This window comes from Mycobacterium sp. IDR2000157661 (assembly GCF_022317005.1).
Classification (GTDB): domain Bacteria; phylum Actinomycetota; class Actinomycetes; order Mycobacteriales; family Mycobacteriaceae; genus Mycobacterium.
Genome location: NZ_CP081005.1, coordinates 139,897 through 153,783, shown reverse-complemented (window position 1 = coordinate 153,783; position 13,887 = coordinate 139,897). Strand labels below are relative to the sequence as shown.

Annotated in this window: 13 protein-coding genes and 1 pseudogene; all 14 read left to right on the top strand. The window is 61.4% G+C overall.

Annotation, left to right across the window (positions count from 1 at the left end; genetic code table 11):
- Window positions 1-2: 2 nt before the first annotated feature.
- The 14 genes and pseudogenes from K3G64_RS00755 to K3G64_RS00690 all read left to right on the top strand — a co-directional run bounded on the left by K3G64_RS00755 (window position 3) and on the right by K3G64_RS00690 (window position 13,881).
- Window positions 3-515: an aromatic-ring-hydroxylating dioxygenase subunit beta gene (locus tag K3G64_RS00755; protein WP_096312488.1), complete on the top strand. Its 513-nt coding sequence runs from the start codon at window positions 3-5 to the stop codon at window positions 513-515.
- A gap of 123 nt (window positions 516-638) precedes the next feature.
- Window positions 639-1,781 carry a Gfo/Idh/MocA family protein gene (locus K3G64_RS00750; RefSeq protein ID WP_238884753.1) on the top strand — a complete coding sequence of 381 codons (1,143 nt, stop codon included), beginning with the start codon at window positions 639-641 and terminating at the stop codon, window positions 1,779-1,781.
- A gap of 19 nt (window positions 1,782-1,800) precedes the next feature.
- Entirely contained in the window at window positions 1,801-2,754 is a 954-nt protein-coding gene (locus tag K3G64_RS00745; protein ID WP_069416773.1) for an extradiol ring-cleavage dioxygenase, read from the top strand.
- A 534-nt stretch (window positions 2,755-3,288) separates the two neighbouring features.
- Window positions 3,289-4,068, top strand: coding sequence for a class II aldolase/adducin family protein (locus K3G64_RS00740; protein ID WP_238884752.1), 780 nt, complete (start codon window positions 3,289-3,291; stop codon window positions 4,066-4,068).
- Between the two features lie 236 nt (window positions 4,069-4,304).
- Entirely contained in the window at window positions 4,305-5,156 is an 852-nt protein-coding gene (hcaB, locus tag K3G64_RS00735; RefSeq protein ID WP_238884891.1) for a 3-(cis-5,6-dihydroxycyclohexa-1,3-dien-1-yl)propanoate dehydrogenase, read from the top strand.
- Between the two features lie 12 nt (window positions 5,157-5,168).
- Window positions 5,169-6,059, top strand: a complete 891-nt coding sequence (locus K3G64_RS00730) for a VOC family protein (RefSeq protein WP_370646913.1) — start codon at window positions 5,169-5,171, stop codon at window positions 6,057-6,059.
- Between the two features lie 72 nt (window positions 6,060-6,131).
- On the top strand, window positions 6,132-7,532 hold the full coding sequence (locus K3G64_RS00725) for a Rieske 2Fe-2S domain-containing protein (protein WP_238884749.1): 1,401 nt from the start codon (window positions 6,132-6,134) through the stop codon (window positions 7,530-7,532).
- Window positions 7,533-7,596: 64 nt separating this feature from the next.
- The gene (locus tag K3G64_RS00720) at window positions 7,597-8,115 is read left to right on the top strand and encodes an aromatic-ring-hydroxylating dioxygenase subunit beta (RefSeq protein WP_238884748.1); all 519 of its coding nucleotides are present in this window, start codon (window positions 7,597-7,599) and stop codon (window positions 8,113-8,115) included.
- A 48-nt stretch (window positions 8,116-8,163) separates the two neighbouring features.
- The gene (locus tag K3G64_RS00715; protein WP_238884747.1) at window positions 8,164-8,382 is read left to right on the top strand and encodes a dihydrodiol dehydrogenase; all 219 of its coding nucleotides are present in this window, start codon (window positions 8,164-8,166) and stop codon (window positions 8,380-8,382) included.
- A 152-nt stretch (window positions 8,383-8,534) separates the two neighbouring features.
- On the top strand, window positions 8,535-8,759 hold the full coding sequence (locus K3G64_RS00710) for a ferredoxin (protein WP_370646912.1): 225 nt from the start codon (window positions 8,535-8,537) through the stop codon (window positions 8,757-8,759).
- A gap of 251 nt (window positions 8,760-9,010) precedes the next feature.
- Window positions 9,011-9,271, top strand: coding sequence for a hypothetical protein (locus K3G64_RS00705; RefSeq protein WP_238884746.1), 261 nt, complete (start codon window positions 9,011-9,013; stop codon window positions 9,269-9,271).
- A gap of 860 nt (window positions 9,272-10,131) precedes the next feature.
- Window positions 10,132-11,684: pseudogene (gene istA / locus K3G64_RS00700) on the top strand (IS21 family transposase).
- Window positions 11,681-12,493: an ATP-binding protein gene (locus tag K3G64_RS00695; protein ID WP_083044876.1), complete on the top strand. Its 813-nt coding sequence runs from the start codon at window positions 11,681-11,683 to the stop codon at window positions 12,491-12,493. The pseudogene istA and the gene K3G64_RS00695 overlap by 4 nt, the downstream one beginning before the upstream one ends.
- Window positions 12,494-12,882: 389 nt before the next feature.
- Window positions 12,883-13,881 carry an AraC family transcriptional regulator gene (locus K3G64_RS00690; protein WP_238884745.1) on the top strand — a complete coding sequence of 333 codons (999 nt, stop codon included), beginning with the start codon at window positions 12,883-12,885 and terminating at the stop codon, window positions 13,879-13,881.
- The last annotated feature ends 6 nt before the right edge of the window (window positions 13,882-13,887 follow it).

Below are 13,887 nucleotides of genomic sequence, written 5' to 3'. Positions count from 1 at the left end.
CCATGGAGACCAGCCAGTTGGACGTGGAACTGCGGCTGCGAATAAACGAATTCTATGCGCGGGAGACCATGCTTCTCGATGATGGGCGGCTGGACGAGTGGCTGGGCTTATTGGCGCCGGATGTCAGATACACGATGCCATTCCCAGAGTCCAGCACGCATCCGGTCGACGATGATGACGGCCTACCGCCGTTTCTGTTGTTCAACGACGACTACGAATCGCTGAAGCTGAGAATTGCCCGGCTGGCTACTGGGCTCGCCCCCGGGGAAACTCCACGCACGATCACTCAGCGCATAGTCAGCGACATCCTGGTCACCGATGTATCCGATCAAGAGCTGAGCGTCCGATCCAGCGTCATGGTGTTTCTCGTACGCCACGAACGCCACGAGAGCTTCTTCATCGGCAAGCGACAAGACGTTCTACGCCGAGACGAAGACTCGGGCCTGCTGCTGGCCGCCCGGGACATCACCCTGGCTCATAGCGTTCTTCCACGAGCGATTTCGATCTTCTTCTAATGCCCAGTCGTTCACTAGCTCTCAGATAGGTCGCACATGACAGATGTCGCGTCACGCGAGCTCGGCCTAGGATTTCTCGGAATCGGTCAGGCAGTCGCCCGAATCTTCCAACAGTACCCAGACATGTCGACGCTGCCGTATCGGGTTGTGGCGGCAGCCGATACCCGATCACACTCGCTCGCCCGCTTCGCCACCGAGTTCTCCGGCCAGACCTACACGAACGCAGAGCAACTGTGTGCCGATCCAAGCGTGGACGTCGTCTACATCGCCACCCCTCCCGAGCTGCATCGGGAGCATGCGCTAATGGCCGCACGTCACGGAAAACACATGATCGTCGAAAAGCCGTTGGCCATGTCGATCGACGATTGCACTGCAATGGTCGAGGCGGCCCAGGCAGCGGGCGTGCAGCTGATGGCCGGCCACACACACAGCTTTGACGCGCCGGTGCGAGCGATGGCCGAACTTGTAGCCAGTGGCGAACTCGGCGAGTTGCTCATGGTCAACACCTGGAATTTCAACGACTTCAACCGGCGACCGTGGCCGACTTCGGAATTGCGCTCGACCAGCGGGCCCGTTCTCAACCAGGGGCCCCACCAGGTCGATATCGTGCGGCAAATAGTCGGCGGTTTGGCCAGAACAGTGCGTGCGTCGACAATATGGGACGACGTCCGGGAATGCGTCGGGGGATACACCTGTCATCTCGGATTCAAATCAGGAGCTTCCGCCACGCTCGTCTATGACGCGCGAGCTTTCTTCGACGTCGCGGAGTTGCACTCGTGGGTGGCAGAAGACGGCGGCCGACGCAGCCCCCAAGCCAACCAGCGAGTAGCCAACAACTTCGCTGCGCTCAGTCAGAACCCTGACCAACTTGAAGTCGCACTGGAAGCTCAGAAGGAACAGGGCCGCTACGGTGCTGCGACGACGACCGAAGAGTCACAGGAGCTGTGGGGTTACTCCGCCCCCGGAGAGATCATCCACCATCCCTACTTCGGCCTGACCGTGGTGTCCTGCGAACGCGGCGCGATCAGGCAGTCGCCCGACGGGCTGGTGGTGTACGGGCAGAACGGATTGCAGGAGCTACCGGTCGCGCGCACCATGCGGGGCAGGGCCGCAGAGTTGGCTGAACTACATCGGGCGATCACTGAGGACCGCCCTGTTCAGCACGACGGTCGCTGGGGGCGCGCGACGCTAGAAATATGTTTCGCCATCCTGCAGTCGGCCTACGAAGATCGCGAAGTCGTTCTCTCCCACCAGGTATCGCTGTGACTTCAGATGAGGAGAAATCGTGGGTGAGATTGTAGCCGGTTACGCGTCGTCCCATGCCTTCACTTTCATCCCGCCTCCCAGGTGGGAAGGCTTCCGCATAAAGAACAGGCAAAGCTACACATTGCGACGCGGTAAGACCCCACCTCGCCTGAGGAAAGACGAAGAACCATTCGACGACGCTGCGGCGCGTTACGCGCACATCGAGAACGGGCTTCAAAGGCTGCGTGACAGCATCAGACAAGACCGACTGGATTGCCTGATCATCATCGGTGATGACCAGAACGAAAACTTCGACGGTTCGGCACTGCCCCAGATAGCCATCCACACAGGAGATGGGTTCACAGTGTCTGACCGCTTCTTGCCAGACGCGCGGTTTTGGAAAAGTTCGCCCGAGCTCAGTAAGGACTTGAGTGAGCACACCGTCGAGGCGGGGTTCGACGTCGCCACCGTTGTCGATTTCCGTGAGACCACCTTGCACTCACACGCCCATGGCGAGATTGTGGCCAATATCCTTGGAGACCACCAAATCCCAGTGGTGTTGGTATTCCTCAATGCCGTTCACGTGCCGTCGTTGTCGCCTAAACGGTGCTTCGCGCTCGGCCGCGCGATTGCCGACGCCGTGCGGTCACGCCGCCCTGCAGACGAGAGGATAGGTCTTTACGCGTCCGGTGGACTTTCACACTTCACTGCCGGCTTTCCGTGGGCTGCCTACGATGGGCCGCGCGTTCACGGTTCAATCGACGACGAATTCGATCGCCGCACCCTGAAGTGCCTTGCTACCGGAAACGGCTACGAGCTGAGCAAACTGACCAGCGAAGACCTGCTCAACTCTGGCAACATCGAGCTGAGATCGTGGATATGTGCTGTCGGCGCAGTCGGCGGCAACACGCCATGGGCCAGCGTCTATGAGCCCATTCCCCGCGCCCTGATGGGAATGGCCGTCGCCTGGACGAACTGCGAAGTCACTGTTTAGCGCGTAGAAGGTGAGGCACGCGAAATTTGATTCGGCGGGTGTGTGGGTTATCCGCAGATCTACTCGACGTTTGCAGTGAGAACCCCGACGGTCGACGGAAGATGTCGTGGCCGTGATCTTGGGACGAGGGCATGTCTGCCCACCCTCTGGCCCAGTCAACCGGCAGAACCGTGGGGCGGCCGAGACTTCGCTCGCGAAAGGGTGTGTGTCCCAATGTCGTTGTTGCGCCGCCTGCGCGGACTGTCGGCGACAATAGGCCCACACCGAAGCCAGAGTCTCTGTTTTACAGAGAAAATTTCTGCTATACAGTAAGGCTATGGGTGCAGCCCCTAACTGCGTGGAAGTGATGGCTCGTGGTTAACGATGCCCTTCTGCTTCGGGGCCTCAACAGCCCAAGCCCATAGGAACGGACAAGGAGGCGAACCGGATGGCCATTTGCGCTGCCAGCACCGCCCATCGCAGTTTGGGTAAGGCATCCGCGGACTTCGCTGTCGTCGTCAAGGACGGCGTCGACACCGAAACCCCGAGCTGGCGATGAACTCCACCCCTTCGGGCGCAGGGCTAGACACTGAACGACACGCCATCGCGCTGGCCTGTCGCGTCCTGGCGGCGCGCGACTTGGCGCCAGGCATCCTCGGCCACATCAGCCTGCGCGTCGACCGAGATCGACTGCTGATCCGATGTCGTGGTCCGCGCGAGCGAGGGCTCGCGTTCACCAGCGCAGAGGACATCCGGATGGTCACGTTGGACGGTACAGCGGGCGGCAAAGGAGAACTCGACGACGGTTACCAGCCGCCGAACGAATTGCCACTGCACACCGAAGTGCTCCGCACCCGCCGCGATGTCAATGCTGTGGTTCATGCGCACCCCGAGGCGGTAGTCGCCGCCGATCTCGCCGGTCTGGCTGTCCGACCGATCGTCGGAGCGTTTGACATACCCGGTTTTCGGCTCGCCGCGGCTGGCGTGCCGGTCTATCGGCGAGGCGTATTGGTGCGCAATCGGCAACTAGCCCAGGAAATGGTTGCTGCTATGGCAGACCGGCCGGTGGTCGTTCTCCGGGCCCACGGCCTCACCAGTGCTGCGGAAACCGTCGAGCGGGCCGTACTACAGGCCATCAGCGTCGACACGATCTCGCGTTTGTCGCTCCAGATCGCTTCTGCGGGTGGCACTCTGGCTGATTTACCCGACGCTGATGCAGCAGAGCTGCCTAATCTCGGTAACGCTTTCAACGAGACCATCGCGTGGCGTCACGAGTTGGCGCGCCTCGAAACCCATGGTTTGTCGTGTCACCCATCGGAGAAAAGGTCCTCATAGGCACATCCGGGCACGCGCTCATGTCCATTGCCGCGGGTGGTCTGGGACGCGGCTTCCGATCCCATCGGACCATTGGCGTAGACATCCCCTGCACTCTCTTCGCCCGAGCATCGAGACCCGCGTGAATCGGAGCTTCGACAGCGCTGCGCGGATAGACCCCCCATTCAGCGGCGAGGACGCTGGTGGGCAGATGCAGAGCAACAGGAGCATTGCGCATCACCGGAGGGACGATAGTTTTGAGTTGGTTGACCGGGCAAGTCGCCCTGGTGACCGGCGGGGCAGCCGGAATCGGTTTGGCCGTGGTCGAGCGTTTCTTGGCCGAGGGCGCATGCGTGGGCGTCCTGGATCGCTCGGAAGGCGACCTGGCTACCATCGGCAACGCCGACGGCAGGCTCATCGCGGTAACAGGTGACGTGACGTCGTATGCAGACAACGTCACGGCGGTGCGCGAAACGGTCGATGCGTTCGGAAAGCTCGACGTCTTCGTCGGCAACGCTGGGATCTTCGATTACTTTGCCCCCTTGGTGGGTTTCGACGGAGCCGACCTCAGCAGCGCCTTCGATGAGATCTTCGCGGTCAATGTCAAGGGCTACCTCCTTGGTGCCAGGGCCGCCGTTCCTGAACTCCTCAAAAGCGATGGCCCGAGCATGATCTTCACCGTCTCCAACTCTGGCTTCTATGCCTCCGGTGGCGGCCCGCTGTACACCGCTTCCAAGCACGCAGTCGTTGGCGTAGTGCGTGAACTGGCCTACGAGTTGGCGCCGAAGATCAGGGTGAATGGCGTCGCTCCAGGCGGCACGGTAACGGGCCTGCGTGGAATCGAGGACCTCGGCCAGGGTCACAACGTGTTGTCATCGGTGCCCGGCATCGCCGACATGATGAGTACTACAAACCCATTGCAGTACGCGCAGCAGCCCGCCGATCACGCCGGCCTGTATCTGCTACTCGCGTCTGCAGACAACTCGCGAGCGGTGACCGGCGTCGTCATCAACAGCGACGGCGGCTTGGGCGTGCGGGGCCTCAACCAGCCGTCCGGAGGGCTGGAACTTGCCACCGGCGCGATGCGCATCGATGTCGGGTCAACATAGGAGGTTTTACACATGTTGGTGAAAGCGTTGGGTTATGTGGGTGTGGAGTCTCCGGATGCGAAGGAGTGGTTGGCGTTCGGTCCGGAGGTTTTGGGGATGGAGGCGGTTGAGGCGTCCAGTGGGTCGGTCCTGTTGCGGATCGACGACGCGGATCACCGGATCGCCGTTCATCACGGGGACCGCAACCGGATGTTGTATGCGGGGTGGGATGTGGGCAGCGAGGATGCGCTTGAGGCTGCTGGGGAGTTGCTGCACAAGCGGGGCATTGGGTTTGAGGTGGGAACCGAGGAGGACTGCGCGGCCCGCGGGGTGTTGGGCTTTGTGACGCTTTCGGATCCTTCGGGGTTGCGTCATGAGTTGTTCTACGGTCAGAAGGTGGTGCCGGGTTCCTTCCGGCCCGGACGCGCGATGTCGGGGTTTGTCACCGGTGCGCAGGGGTTGGGTCATGTGGTGCTGGCGACGCCGGACCTCGCGCAGGCCGACCGGTTCTTGCGGGGGGTGCTGGGGTTCAAGAAGAGCGATGAGATTTACACCTTCATCGATTTGTGGTTTTACCATTGCAACCCGCGCCATCACAGCATCGCGTTGACCCCGATGCCGGGTGTGCGGGGACTGCACCACGTGATGGTGGAGGTGCGAAGTTTTGATGACGTGGGCATCGCCTATGACCTGTGCATGTCGCGCAACATTCCGCTGAGCATGACTTTGGGGCGCCATGTCAACGATCGGATGGTGTCGTTCTACGTACGCACACCGAGCGGGTTTGACCTCGAGTACGGCTGGGATGGGGCCACCGTCGACGACGACACCTGGACAGTCGCTCAGTACGACCGCCCCAGTGTCTGGGGCCACCAAATGGTCGCCCAAACACCACCAGGCGCACTCGAAGCCGCCACACCGTGAACGCCGCAATCACGAAAACATCTGTCCAAGAGAACATTACGCAGCCCAATCCAAGAAACGTAGGAGAAGTACATGTCTATTGTCGATAAGAACGACATTCAGCAACTGGTAGCGGCGGGCCAAGAAGGCCTTGCAAAGGGCCGTCTGCCCGCCGGGCTGGTCGCCAACGCAGAACTCCACAAGCTCGAAGCTCAGCGAGTCTTCGGCCGGTGCTGGCAATTCCTGGCCCACGAGACGGAGATCCCCCAGGCAGGGGACTACGTGGTCCGATATCTGGGCGGCGGTTCGATCATCGTTGTCCGCGGCGAAGACGGGGAAGTGCGCGCCATGGCGAATTCGTGTCGGCACCGCGGAACAATGCTGTGCCGCACGGAGATGGGCAACACTTCGCACTTCCGCTGCCCCTATCACGGCTGGACCTACCGCAATACCGGAACTCTTGCGGGTGTACCCGCACAAAAAGAGGTCTATGGGGTCGAGATGGACAAGAACGAGTGGAGTCTGACCCAGGTTCCGCGCCTCGAGAACTACCGCGGAATGATATTCGGTTGCCTGGACGAGAAGGCAGAACCTCTCGTTGATTATTTGGGCGATATGGCGTGGTATCTGGACCTGATCACCCAGAAGTCCAAGGGTGGACTGGAGGTGCGGGGTGAGCCCCAGCGTTGGATCATCGACTCCAACTGGAAGCTCGGCGCGGACAACTTTGTCGGGGACGCCTACCACACGTTGATGACGCACCGATCGGCGGTCGAGCTCGGTCTGGCTCCGCCCGATCCGAAATTCGCATCGCAGCCGGCGCATATCAGTCTCTCCAACGGTCACGGCCTCGGCGTCCTCGGGGTGCCGCCCGGGCAACCGATGCCGCCCTTTATGAACTATCCACCCGAGATCGTCGATGGACTCGCCGCGGCTTACGGCGATCAGGACCACGCAGACATGCTTCAGCGTTCGGCCTTCATTCACGGCACGATCTTTCCCAACCTGTCGTTCCTCAACGTCCTCATCGGTAAGGACAACAAGTCAATGCCAGTGCCGATGTTGACATTTCGGCTGTGGCGTCCACTGTCACACGACACGATGGAAGTCTGGTCGTGGTTTCTCGTCGAGAAGGATGCCGACGAAGAGTTCAAACAGCAGTCGTATGAGACCTACGTACGAACGTTCGGCATCTCCGGTGTGTTCGAACAGGACGACGCCGAGACTTGGCGCTCCATCACTGCGGGGACGCAAGGCATTCTCGCAGGCAGCCAGACACTCAACTTCGAGATGGGCATGGGTGTGCTGACCAGCGACGACACGTGGAAGGGGCCCGGTCGTCCCCTGTCCAGCGGGTACGCGGAGCGTAACCAACGCGAATTCTGGGGTCGCCTGTTGGAGTTACTCACCGACTCGGGCGATGACGCCAGCGAAACCGAGCCCAAACCCCAACTACGCGCGCAATCTCTGACCAATGCAGACGAGGTCGCCTGATGAGGCATCAGGCACCTGGTTGTCTCACAACCACAATCAACCAAGTCATTAAGGATGGTGTGCCATGGTAGCGACGGTCGAACAACAGCTTCTGCTCCGCTGTGAGATGGAGAACTTTCTGTTCGAAGAGGCGGAGCTGCTAAACGACGGCCGGTTTCACGACTGGCTAGAACTGTGCGCCGAAGATATCCACTACATCGTCCCGGTGCGCGTGAGCAGAGAACGCGCCAACGGCGACGGAAATTCGACGACCATGACCCACTGGGATGACGACTACGCGGGCTTGCAGCTGCGGGTGCTACGTCTGGACACCGAATACGCATGGGCAGAAGATCCGCCCTCACGGATCCGACACCACGTGTCGAATGTGCGGGTACGCCCCGGGGCAGGGACGGACGAATACGATGTCCGCTCCAACCTTCTCGTGTTCCGCAACAGGGGGGACAGTCCGCAGCACGACCTCATCTCTGCGGAGCGCCACGATGTCATCCGCCGCAGTGAGATGGGCCTGCAATTAGCGAGCCGACGGGTAGTGCTTGATCATGCCGTTGTCGGCACCCACAATCTGGCTAACTTCTTCTAACGGGGTGACGTTGAGCGTGCATTACTTAAAACCTAGAAAGGTACAGGCGTGACCGGCGACCAGGGTGCGGCGACGACCATCGCGAACGAGTTCGCCGTCGTCACCGTCGACAAAATCTTTACCCGCAATGGAGAGCGGTTGGAGATTGCCAGCCCCCGCCTCGGCTTCCGAATTCAGCTCGACCCGTTGGAACTTGAGAGTCTGTCATGGCAGACCAAGGAAAGCCTTTCGCGGTTTCTCGAGGACCCGTACGGTCCTGGCCATTGACCTCGCGCACGTCAGTGAGCAGGGGATCGTTTTCCTACTTGACGCCCTTTCACCAATCGTCGAAAGGACGTCTGTAATGACAACTGCAGGTGCTGCGCGGCGGCTTGCCTTGGTTCTCCGCTCGATCTATCGCGGTGGAGGGGTGCACTTAAGTGAGGAGTGGACAAGTGATCCATGCGGAAGTCGATCCACGTCGGTGCTGCGGCTACCAGTTGTGCGTGGACGTCGCGCCAAGTGTCTTCGCTATCAACGCGGCTGGGAAGGCGGAATTATTGGCGCGCGACATTCCCGCTGATCTAGAGGTCAACGTCCGCGCGGCAGCACGCGAATGCCCGTCGGCAGCGATCACCGTACGTGCTTCCGGGTCCGCGCAATGACACCGGAAACGTCTTCCTCGGGTAGGTTCACCCCCAAACGACCGTCCCCCGTTGTCGCAGGCGCTCACCCGGCGCCGTCTGATCTCTTGCGTGGTGCGACCTTCCGCCTACTATGTCTCTGCTTCTCACGAGCACGAGGCGATCAAGAAGGCCGAGGGAGTACGCCAAGAAGTTTTCTGTCGCCACTATCGCCTCACACCAGAAGACCGCCGATAACTCCTCGACGTGATGGGATTGTCAGAGGTTGACCTATGAGAACGGCTGTCGTCTATCGCCGGCTCGCCAGAGACGTGAAGGACGACTTCGAGAAGGACAACTACAACCCGCCTGACGAGGCGCAATTTGAAATGTGCGTCTTCTCTGATGGCCGTGTCGCGCAGCGCTGGATGGTAGGCGCTGGGTCTTGCGTCTGGTGGGATGACCTAGACCATCTGTATAAGGTTCACATCTACGCGCACCCTGATTACGGAACAGCGGTTATCTGGTCCGACGGCGAGGTCGAGGAGCTATGACAGCTCGTGCAGTTAAGAGATCGAATTGCCAATCTGTGTCGGTGATGATCACCGAAACGGCCTGTGTCGTTCCTTTTTTCGCGAATATTGACTTACCTCCAACTCTTCCGCTTTCGATGTGACACCAAGGCGATTGTGCGCCGTGCGGTGTCGGGCGATATCTTCGCTATCGACTACCGCAACGCTTGGTCATCGCGAGCTTTGGCAGAGCGTTTAGCGCAACATCGCCAGCTGGCCTAGTGTGGCCGAAGTGTCTGAGAACAAGCCATCATTTTTCCGTCTCTCCCAGCGATTTTGATCTCGCCCTCTATGTCTTCAGAGCGCGAGAAGGTTCCAAGCTTTCAAGGAATGGGATGGATGCCAGAAGTGCTCAACCTACTGGCTTGCATGAACGGAAGGCGCGACGAGAAGCAAAATCGTTGTGACTATTTCAGTGCCCCACCGTGTAATACATTTGCGGCACTCAAGGTATGCAGACCCGTCAGGCCCGATTGGCTCCTCCATCTCCGCTGGGATGTGATCTGTGAGCGCAGGCTATTGCACACGCAAGCTGGGTATCGGATGCGTTCCCGCCAGAGGCGCGAATCCCCTCCGGAGGGCACTTGCACCGGGGTGCGATCGCGCCAGTCAACGCCACGCGGGAACTGTCGAGCTGACGCCGGCCAGCTCACACAGCTCCAGAGCGTCCTTCAACAGTGTCGGCTGCCAGGTGAATGGGACCACTTCAGAGCTGGTTTTGCCATGAGCATGGGACCACCTGTTTGCCATTGATGGGACCATCTGGCTGGCGGTTTGCCAGTTCTGGGACCACCTCGGCGTGGCGTGGGTTCTTCCGGTTGTTGGGCCGCTGTATTGGCCTGATGAGCTACCGGGAGGTATCGGTGATCGAAATCGTGGAAATGCTGCGGCTGTGGCTGCAGGGGTTGGGGTTGCGGGAGGTGGCCCGGTTATCGGGCACCGACCGCAAGACCGTGCGCAGGTATGTCGACCGAGCCCGCGCCAGTGGGCTGGACCGCGATGGCGGAGACGGTCAGCTCACTGATGAGTTGATCGCGGCGGTGATTGCCGGGGTGCGTCCACACCGGCCGGCCGGCAAGAGCTTGGCGTGGGAGACGATCGCCGCCGAGCACGAGCAGATCAAGGCCTGGCTCAAAGACGGGTTGACGCTGACCAAGATCCATACGCTGTTGGGGCGCCGGGGTGTGGTGGTGTCGTATCGGACGTTGAATCGTTACGCCACAACCGAGTTGGATTTCGGCCGCCGCCAAGCCACGGTGCCGGTGGCCGACTGCGAACCGGGTGCGGAGGTGCAGGTCGACTTTGGGCGCCTCGGGATGCTCACCGATGCCGCCGACGGCCGGCGCCGAGTCGTGCAGGGATTGATCTTTACCGCGGTGTATTCGCGGCACATGTTCGTCTGGCCCACCTACCGTCAGACCCTGGGTGATGTGATCGCTGGGTTCGAAGCCGCGTGGGTGTTCTTCGGCGGAGTGTTCGCGGTGGTGATCCCGGACAACATGAAAGCCATCGTCACCACCGCGCATGCGACCGAGCCCCGGCTTAACGATGCCTTCCGTGAGTATGCGCAGTCGCGTGGGTTCGCCATCGACCCGGCGCGGGTCCGCAGCCCGCGCGATAAGCCGCGAGTGGAACGCATGGTGACCTACGTGCGGTCGAATTTCTATGCCGGAGAAGCATTCCGGGATCTCGACGACTGCCGCAACCGCGCCGAGCAGTGGTGCGCTCAGATCGCCGGGCTGCGGATCCACGGCACCACCCGGCAGCGCCCGGCCGAGGTGTTCGCCGCCGACGAACTGCCCGCACTCAAGCCCGTGCCTGAGACGGTATTCGACGTTCCGGTCTGGACCCATCCGAAGGTGGCACCCGACCGCCACGTGCAGGTGGCCAAGGCGCTCTACAGCGTGCCCGGAGAGCTGGTCGGCAAGCGCATCGAGGCCCGCGCTGATGCCCACTCGGTCAAGCTGTACTGGCGTGGTGAGCTGATCAAGGTGCATCCGGTGATGGCGCCGGGCCGCCGGCACACCGATCCGGCCGATCTCCCTCGGAGGTCTCGGTCTATGCCATGCGGGATCTGAAAGCCCTGCAGCGCAAGGCAGCTGCGCACGGCACCCATGTCGGCGCCTACGCCACCGCTGTGTTGGAGCATCCGCTGCCGTGGACCAAGATGCGTCAGGTCTACCGGCTGCTCGGGCTGGTCCGCCGTCACGGCGCCGACGCCGTGGATGACGCGTGCCGCCGGGCCCTGGACACCGAGGTCATCGACGTCGGGCTCATCGAGCGGATCGTGACCCGCGGCGGCGGTGAACAACTGCCACTGATGCCCACACCACCGGCGCAGGCGTCGCGGTTCGTCCGTGACGGCGCGGATTTCGCGGTGCGGAGACCCTCATGAGCCCCGCCCGTCCCGATGCCGCACCGGCGGTCAAGCCGATCGAGGTCTCCGCTGACCTCAAAGCCCTGATGCGTCGCCTCAAGCTCGGGCAGTTGCTCGACACGCTGCCCGAACGGCTGGCGTTGGCCCGCACCAACCGGCTGCCCCATCACGACTTCCTGGAGTTGTTGTTCGCCGACGAGGTCACCCGTCGTGACCGCGAATCCGCGGCCCGTCGCGCCAAGGCCGCCCACCTGGACCCGGCGATGCAGCTGCAGGCCTGGGACGACTCCGCTGCGGTGGCGTTCGATCAACAGTTGTGGGCCGAATTGACCTCACTGCGGTTTCTCGCCGATGCCTACAACGTGCTCGTCATGGGACCGGTCGGAGTGGGAAAGACGTTCCTGGCCAACGCTTTAGGGCACATCGCGGTACGCAAACATCACAGCGTGCACACCGAACGGGCCGACAAACTGTTCAAACGCCTACGCGGGGCACGACTGGATGGCAGCTACGAAGACGAGATGCGCAAACTGCACCGCGTCGACCTACTGATCATAGACGACCTGGCGCTGCACCGCCTGGAGGCCACCGAGACCACCGACTTCTACGAGATCATCGTCGAACGCCACCGCGCCGCCTCGACCGTCATCACTAGCAACCGCGAACCACCCGAGATCCTGACCATGATGGCCGACCCGCTGCTGGCCCAATCGGCGATGGACCGACTGCAATCAGCAGCCTACGAACTCGTCGTCGAAGGCGAGTCCTACCGGCAACGCCAGAAACCAGGGACACGAAAGCCGGCCCCTCCGACTTCGTCGGATTGACCGGCAACCACCCCTTCGGCCACTATCAACGCACGGCCTGAAACCGGAACAACCCGGTCCCATGCTCATGGCAAACCAGAGGTCCCATCACCCTGGCAGGCGACAACAGCAATATCGGGGTCGGAGCGGTCGCCGACCAGCACACCATCGAGGTGGACGATGCACGCGGCAGCCAGTGACCCTGCTGCCTGGAGAAAGGACAACACGCGTCTACAAGAATCACTCTCTGCTTAACAGAGTTCTTCATCCACTAGAATGTTTCGTGTGCATGCGGTCGGGTGACGCAGGACCCTGAGTCGGAGGCCAGACCTTCCGCGTCGGTGTTCGACGGAGCGACAGATTCTGTCGGCGAACTGCGGTTACCGCAGCGAGAAAGTGAGGTGTTACCAATGGCGGATGGGCCGAAGATGGCAGGATCGTACTTCAGCCGACGCGAGACCGTATGCACCGAACAGTTGAGCGCGGCCGAGCACCTCGCTTCGGAAATTTTCACACCGCACCGTCTCCGCTACTCCCGTCGAGGCCAGCGTTTGAATGCGCGGCTCAGCGCCGCACGAATCGGTGCTGTGACCGTTGGCTATCTTCGGTACGGTGCAGATGTCGAGCTCGTCAATTCGACTGCGCTCGATGATTACCACATCAACGTTCCCCTCACCAGCCACGCCGATTCGTGGTGCGGCTCAGCCACGGCCCAAGCGACGCCCACGCAGGCGGCGGTTTTCCTCCCAGGCCGTCCTGCCGGCATCAAGTGGGCCGCCGATTGTGGTCAGCTGTGCGTGAAGTTCAGCCGCACGGATCTGGAATACGAACTCGAGGGCTTGCTTGGACGACCTGCGGTTAGGCCGCTGAGTATCGCGCATAGCATGGATTTGACGGCGGGCAGCAGTCGTGCGTGGCTTGCGCTGCTATCGGTCTTATATCGGGAGGTCGCTCGCCCTGAGAGCATCGTGCAACATCCGATGACCGGGCGACATTTCGAACAGTTGCTCATGCATGGGTTTCTACTCGCCCACCCTCACTATCAGGCCATGGCGCTCGCCGCCGACCAACACGCAGCGCCGCCGCCCAAAGTACTCAGGACAGCTCTCGACCTAATCGAGGAGCATCCCGAACGGAGTTGGACGACAACCGATCTTGCTCGCGAGGTTGGTATCGGTGTCCGCGCTCTTCAAGAGAGCTTCAAGCGGCACGTCGGGCTTCCTCCGCTCACGTATCTGCGCGAAGTCCGGCTGATCCGTGCGCATGCAGAACTGGCGGCGTCGTCTGAGGGTGCCGTGACTGTTGCCCGCGTAGCGATGAAGTGGGGCTTTGGTCATCTGGGCCGCTTCAGCGCGGAGTATCGGCGCAAGTTCGGCGTCACTCCCCAACACACCTTGCGCGCTACCTGAACATCG

Bases quoted from the DNA above. Each gene is read 5' to 3' on its own strand.
- K3G64_RS00755 (WP_096312488.1), top strand. From the start codon at position 3: ATGGAGACCAGCCAGTTGGACGTGGAACTGCGGCTGCGAATAAACGAA.
- K3G64_RS00690 (WP_238884745.1), top strand. From the start codon at position 12,883: ATGGCGGATGGGCCGAAGATGGCAGGATCGTACTTCAGCCGACGCGAG.
- K3G64_RS00740 (WP_238884752.1), top strand. From the start codon at position 3,289: ATGAACTCCACCCCTTCGGGCGCAGGGCTAGACACTGAACGACACGCC.
- K3G64_RS00695 (WP_083044876.1), top strand. From the start codon at position 11,681: ATGAGCCCCGCCCGTCCCGATGCCGCACCGGCGGTCAAGCCGATCGAG.
- K3G64_RS00750 (WP_238884753.1), top strand. From the start codon at position 639: ATGTCGACGCTGCCGTATCGGGTTGTGGCGGCAGCCGATACCCGATCA.
- K3G64_RS00705 (WP_238884746.1), top strand. From the start codon at position 9,011: ATGAGAACGGCTGTCGTCTATCGCCGGCTCGCCAGAGACGTGAAGGAC.
- K3G64_RS00720 (WP_238884748.1), top strand. From the start codon at position 7,597: ATGGTAGCGACGGTCGAACAACAGCTTCTGCTCCGCTGTGAGATGGAG.
- K3G64_RS00725 (WP_238884749.1), top strand. From the start codon at position 6,132: ATGTCTATTGTCGATAAGAACGACATTCAGCAACTGGTAGCGGCGGGC.
- K3G64_RS00730 (WP_370646913.1), top strand. From the start codon at position 5,169: ATGTTGGTGAAAGCGTTGGGTTATGTGGGTGTGGAGTCTCCGGATGCG.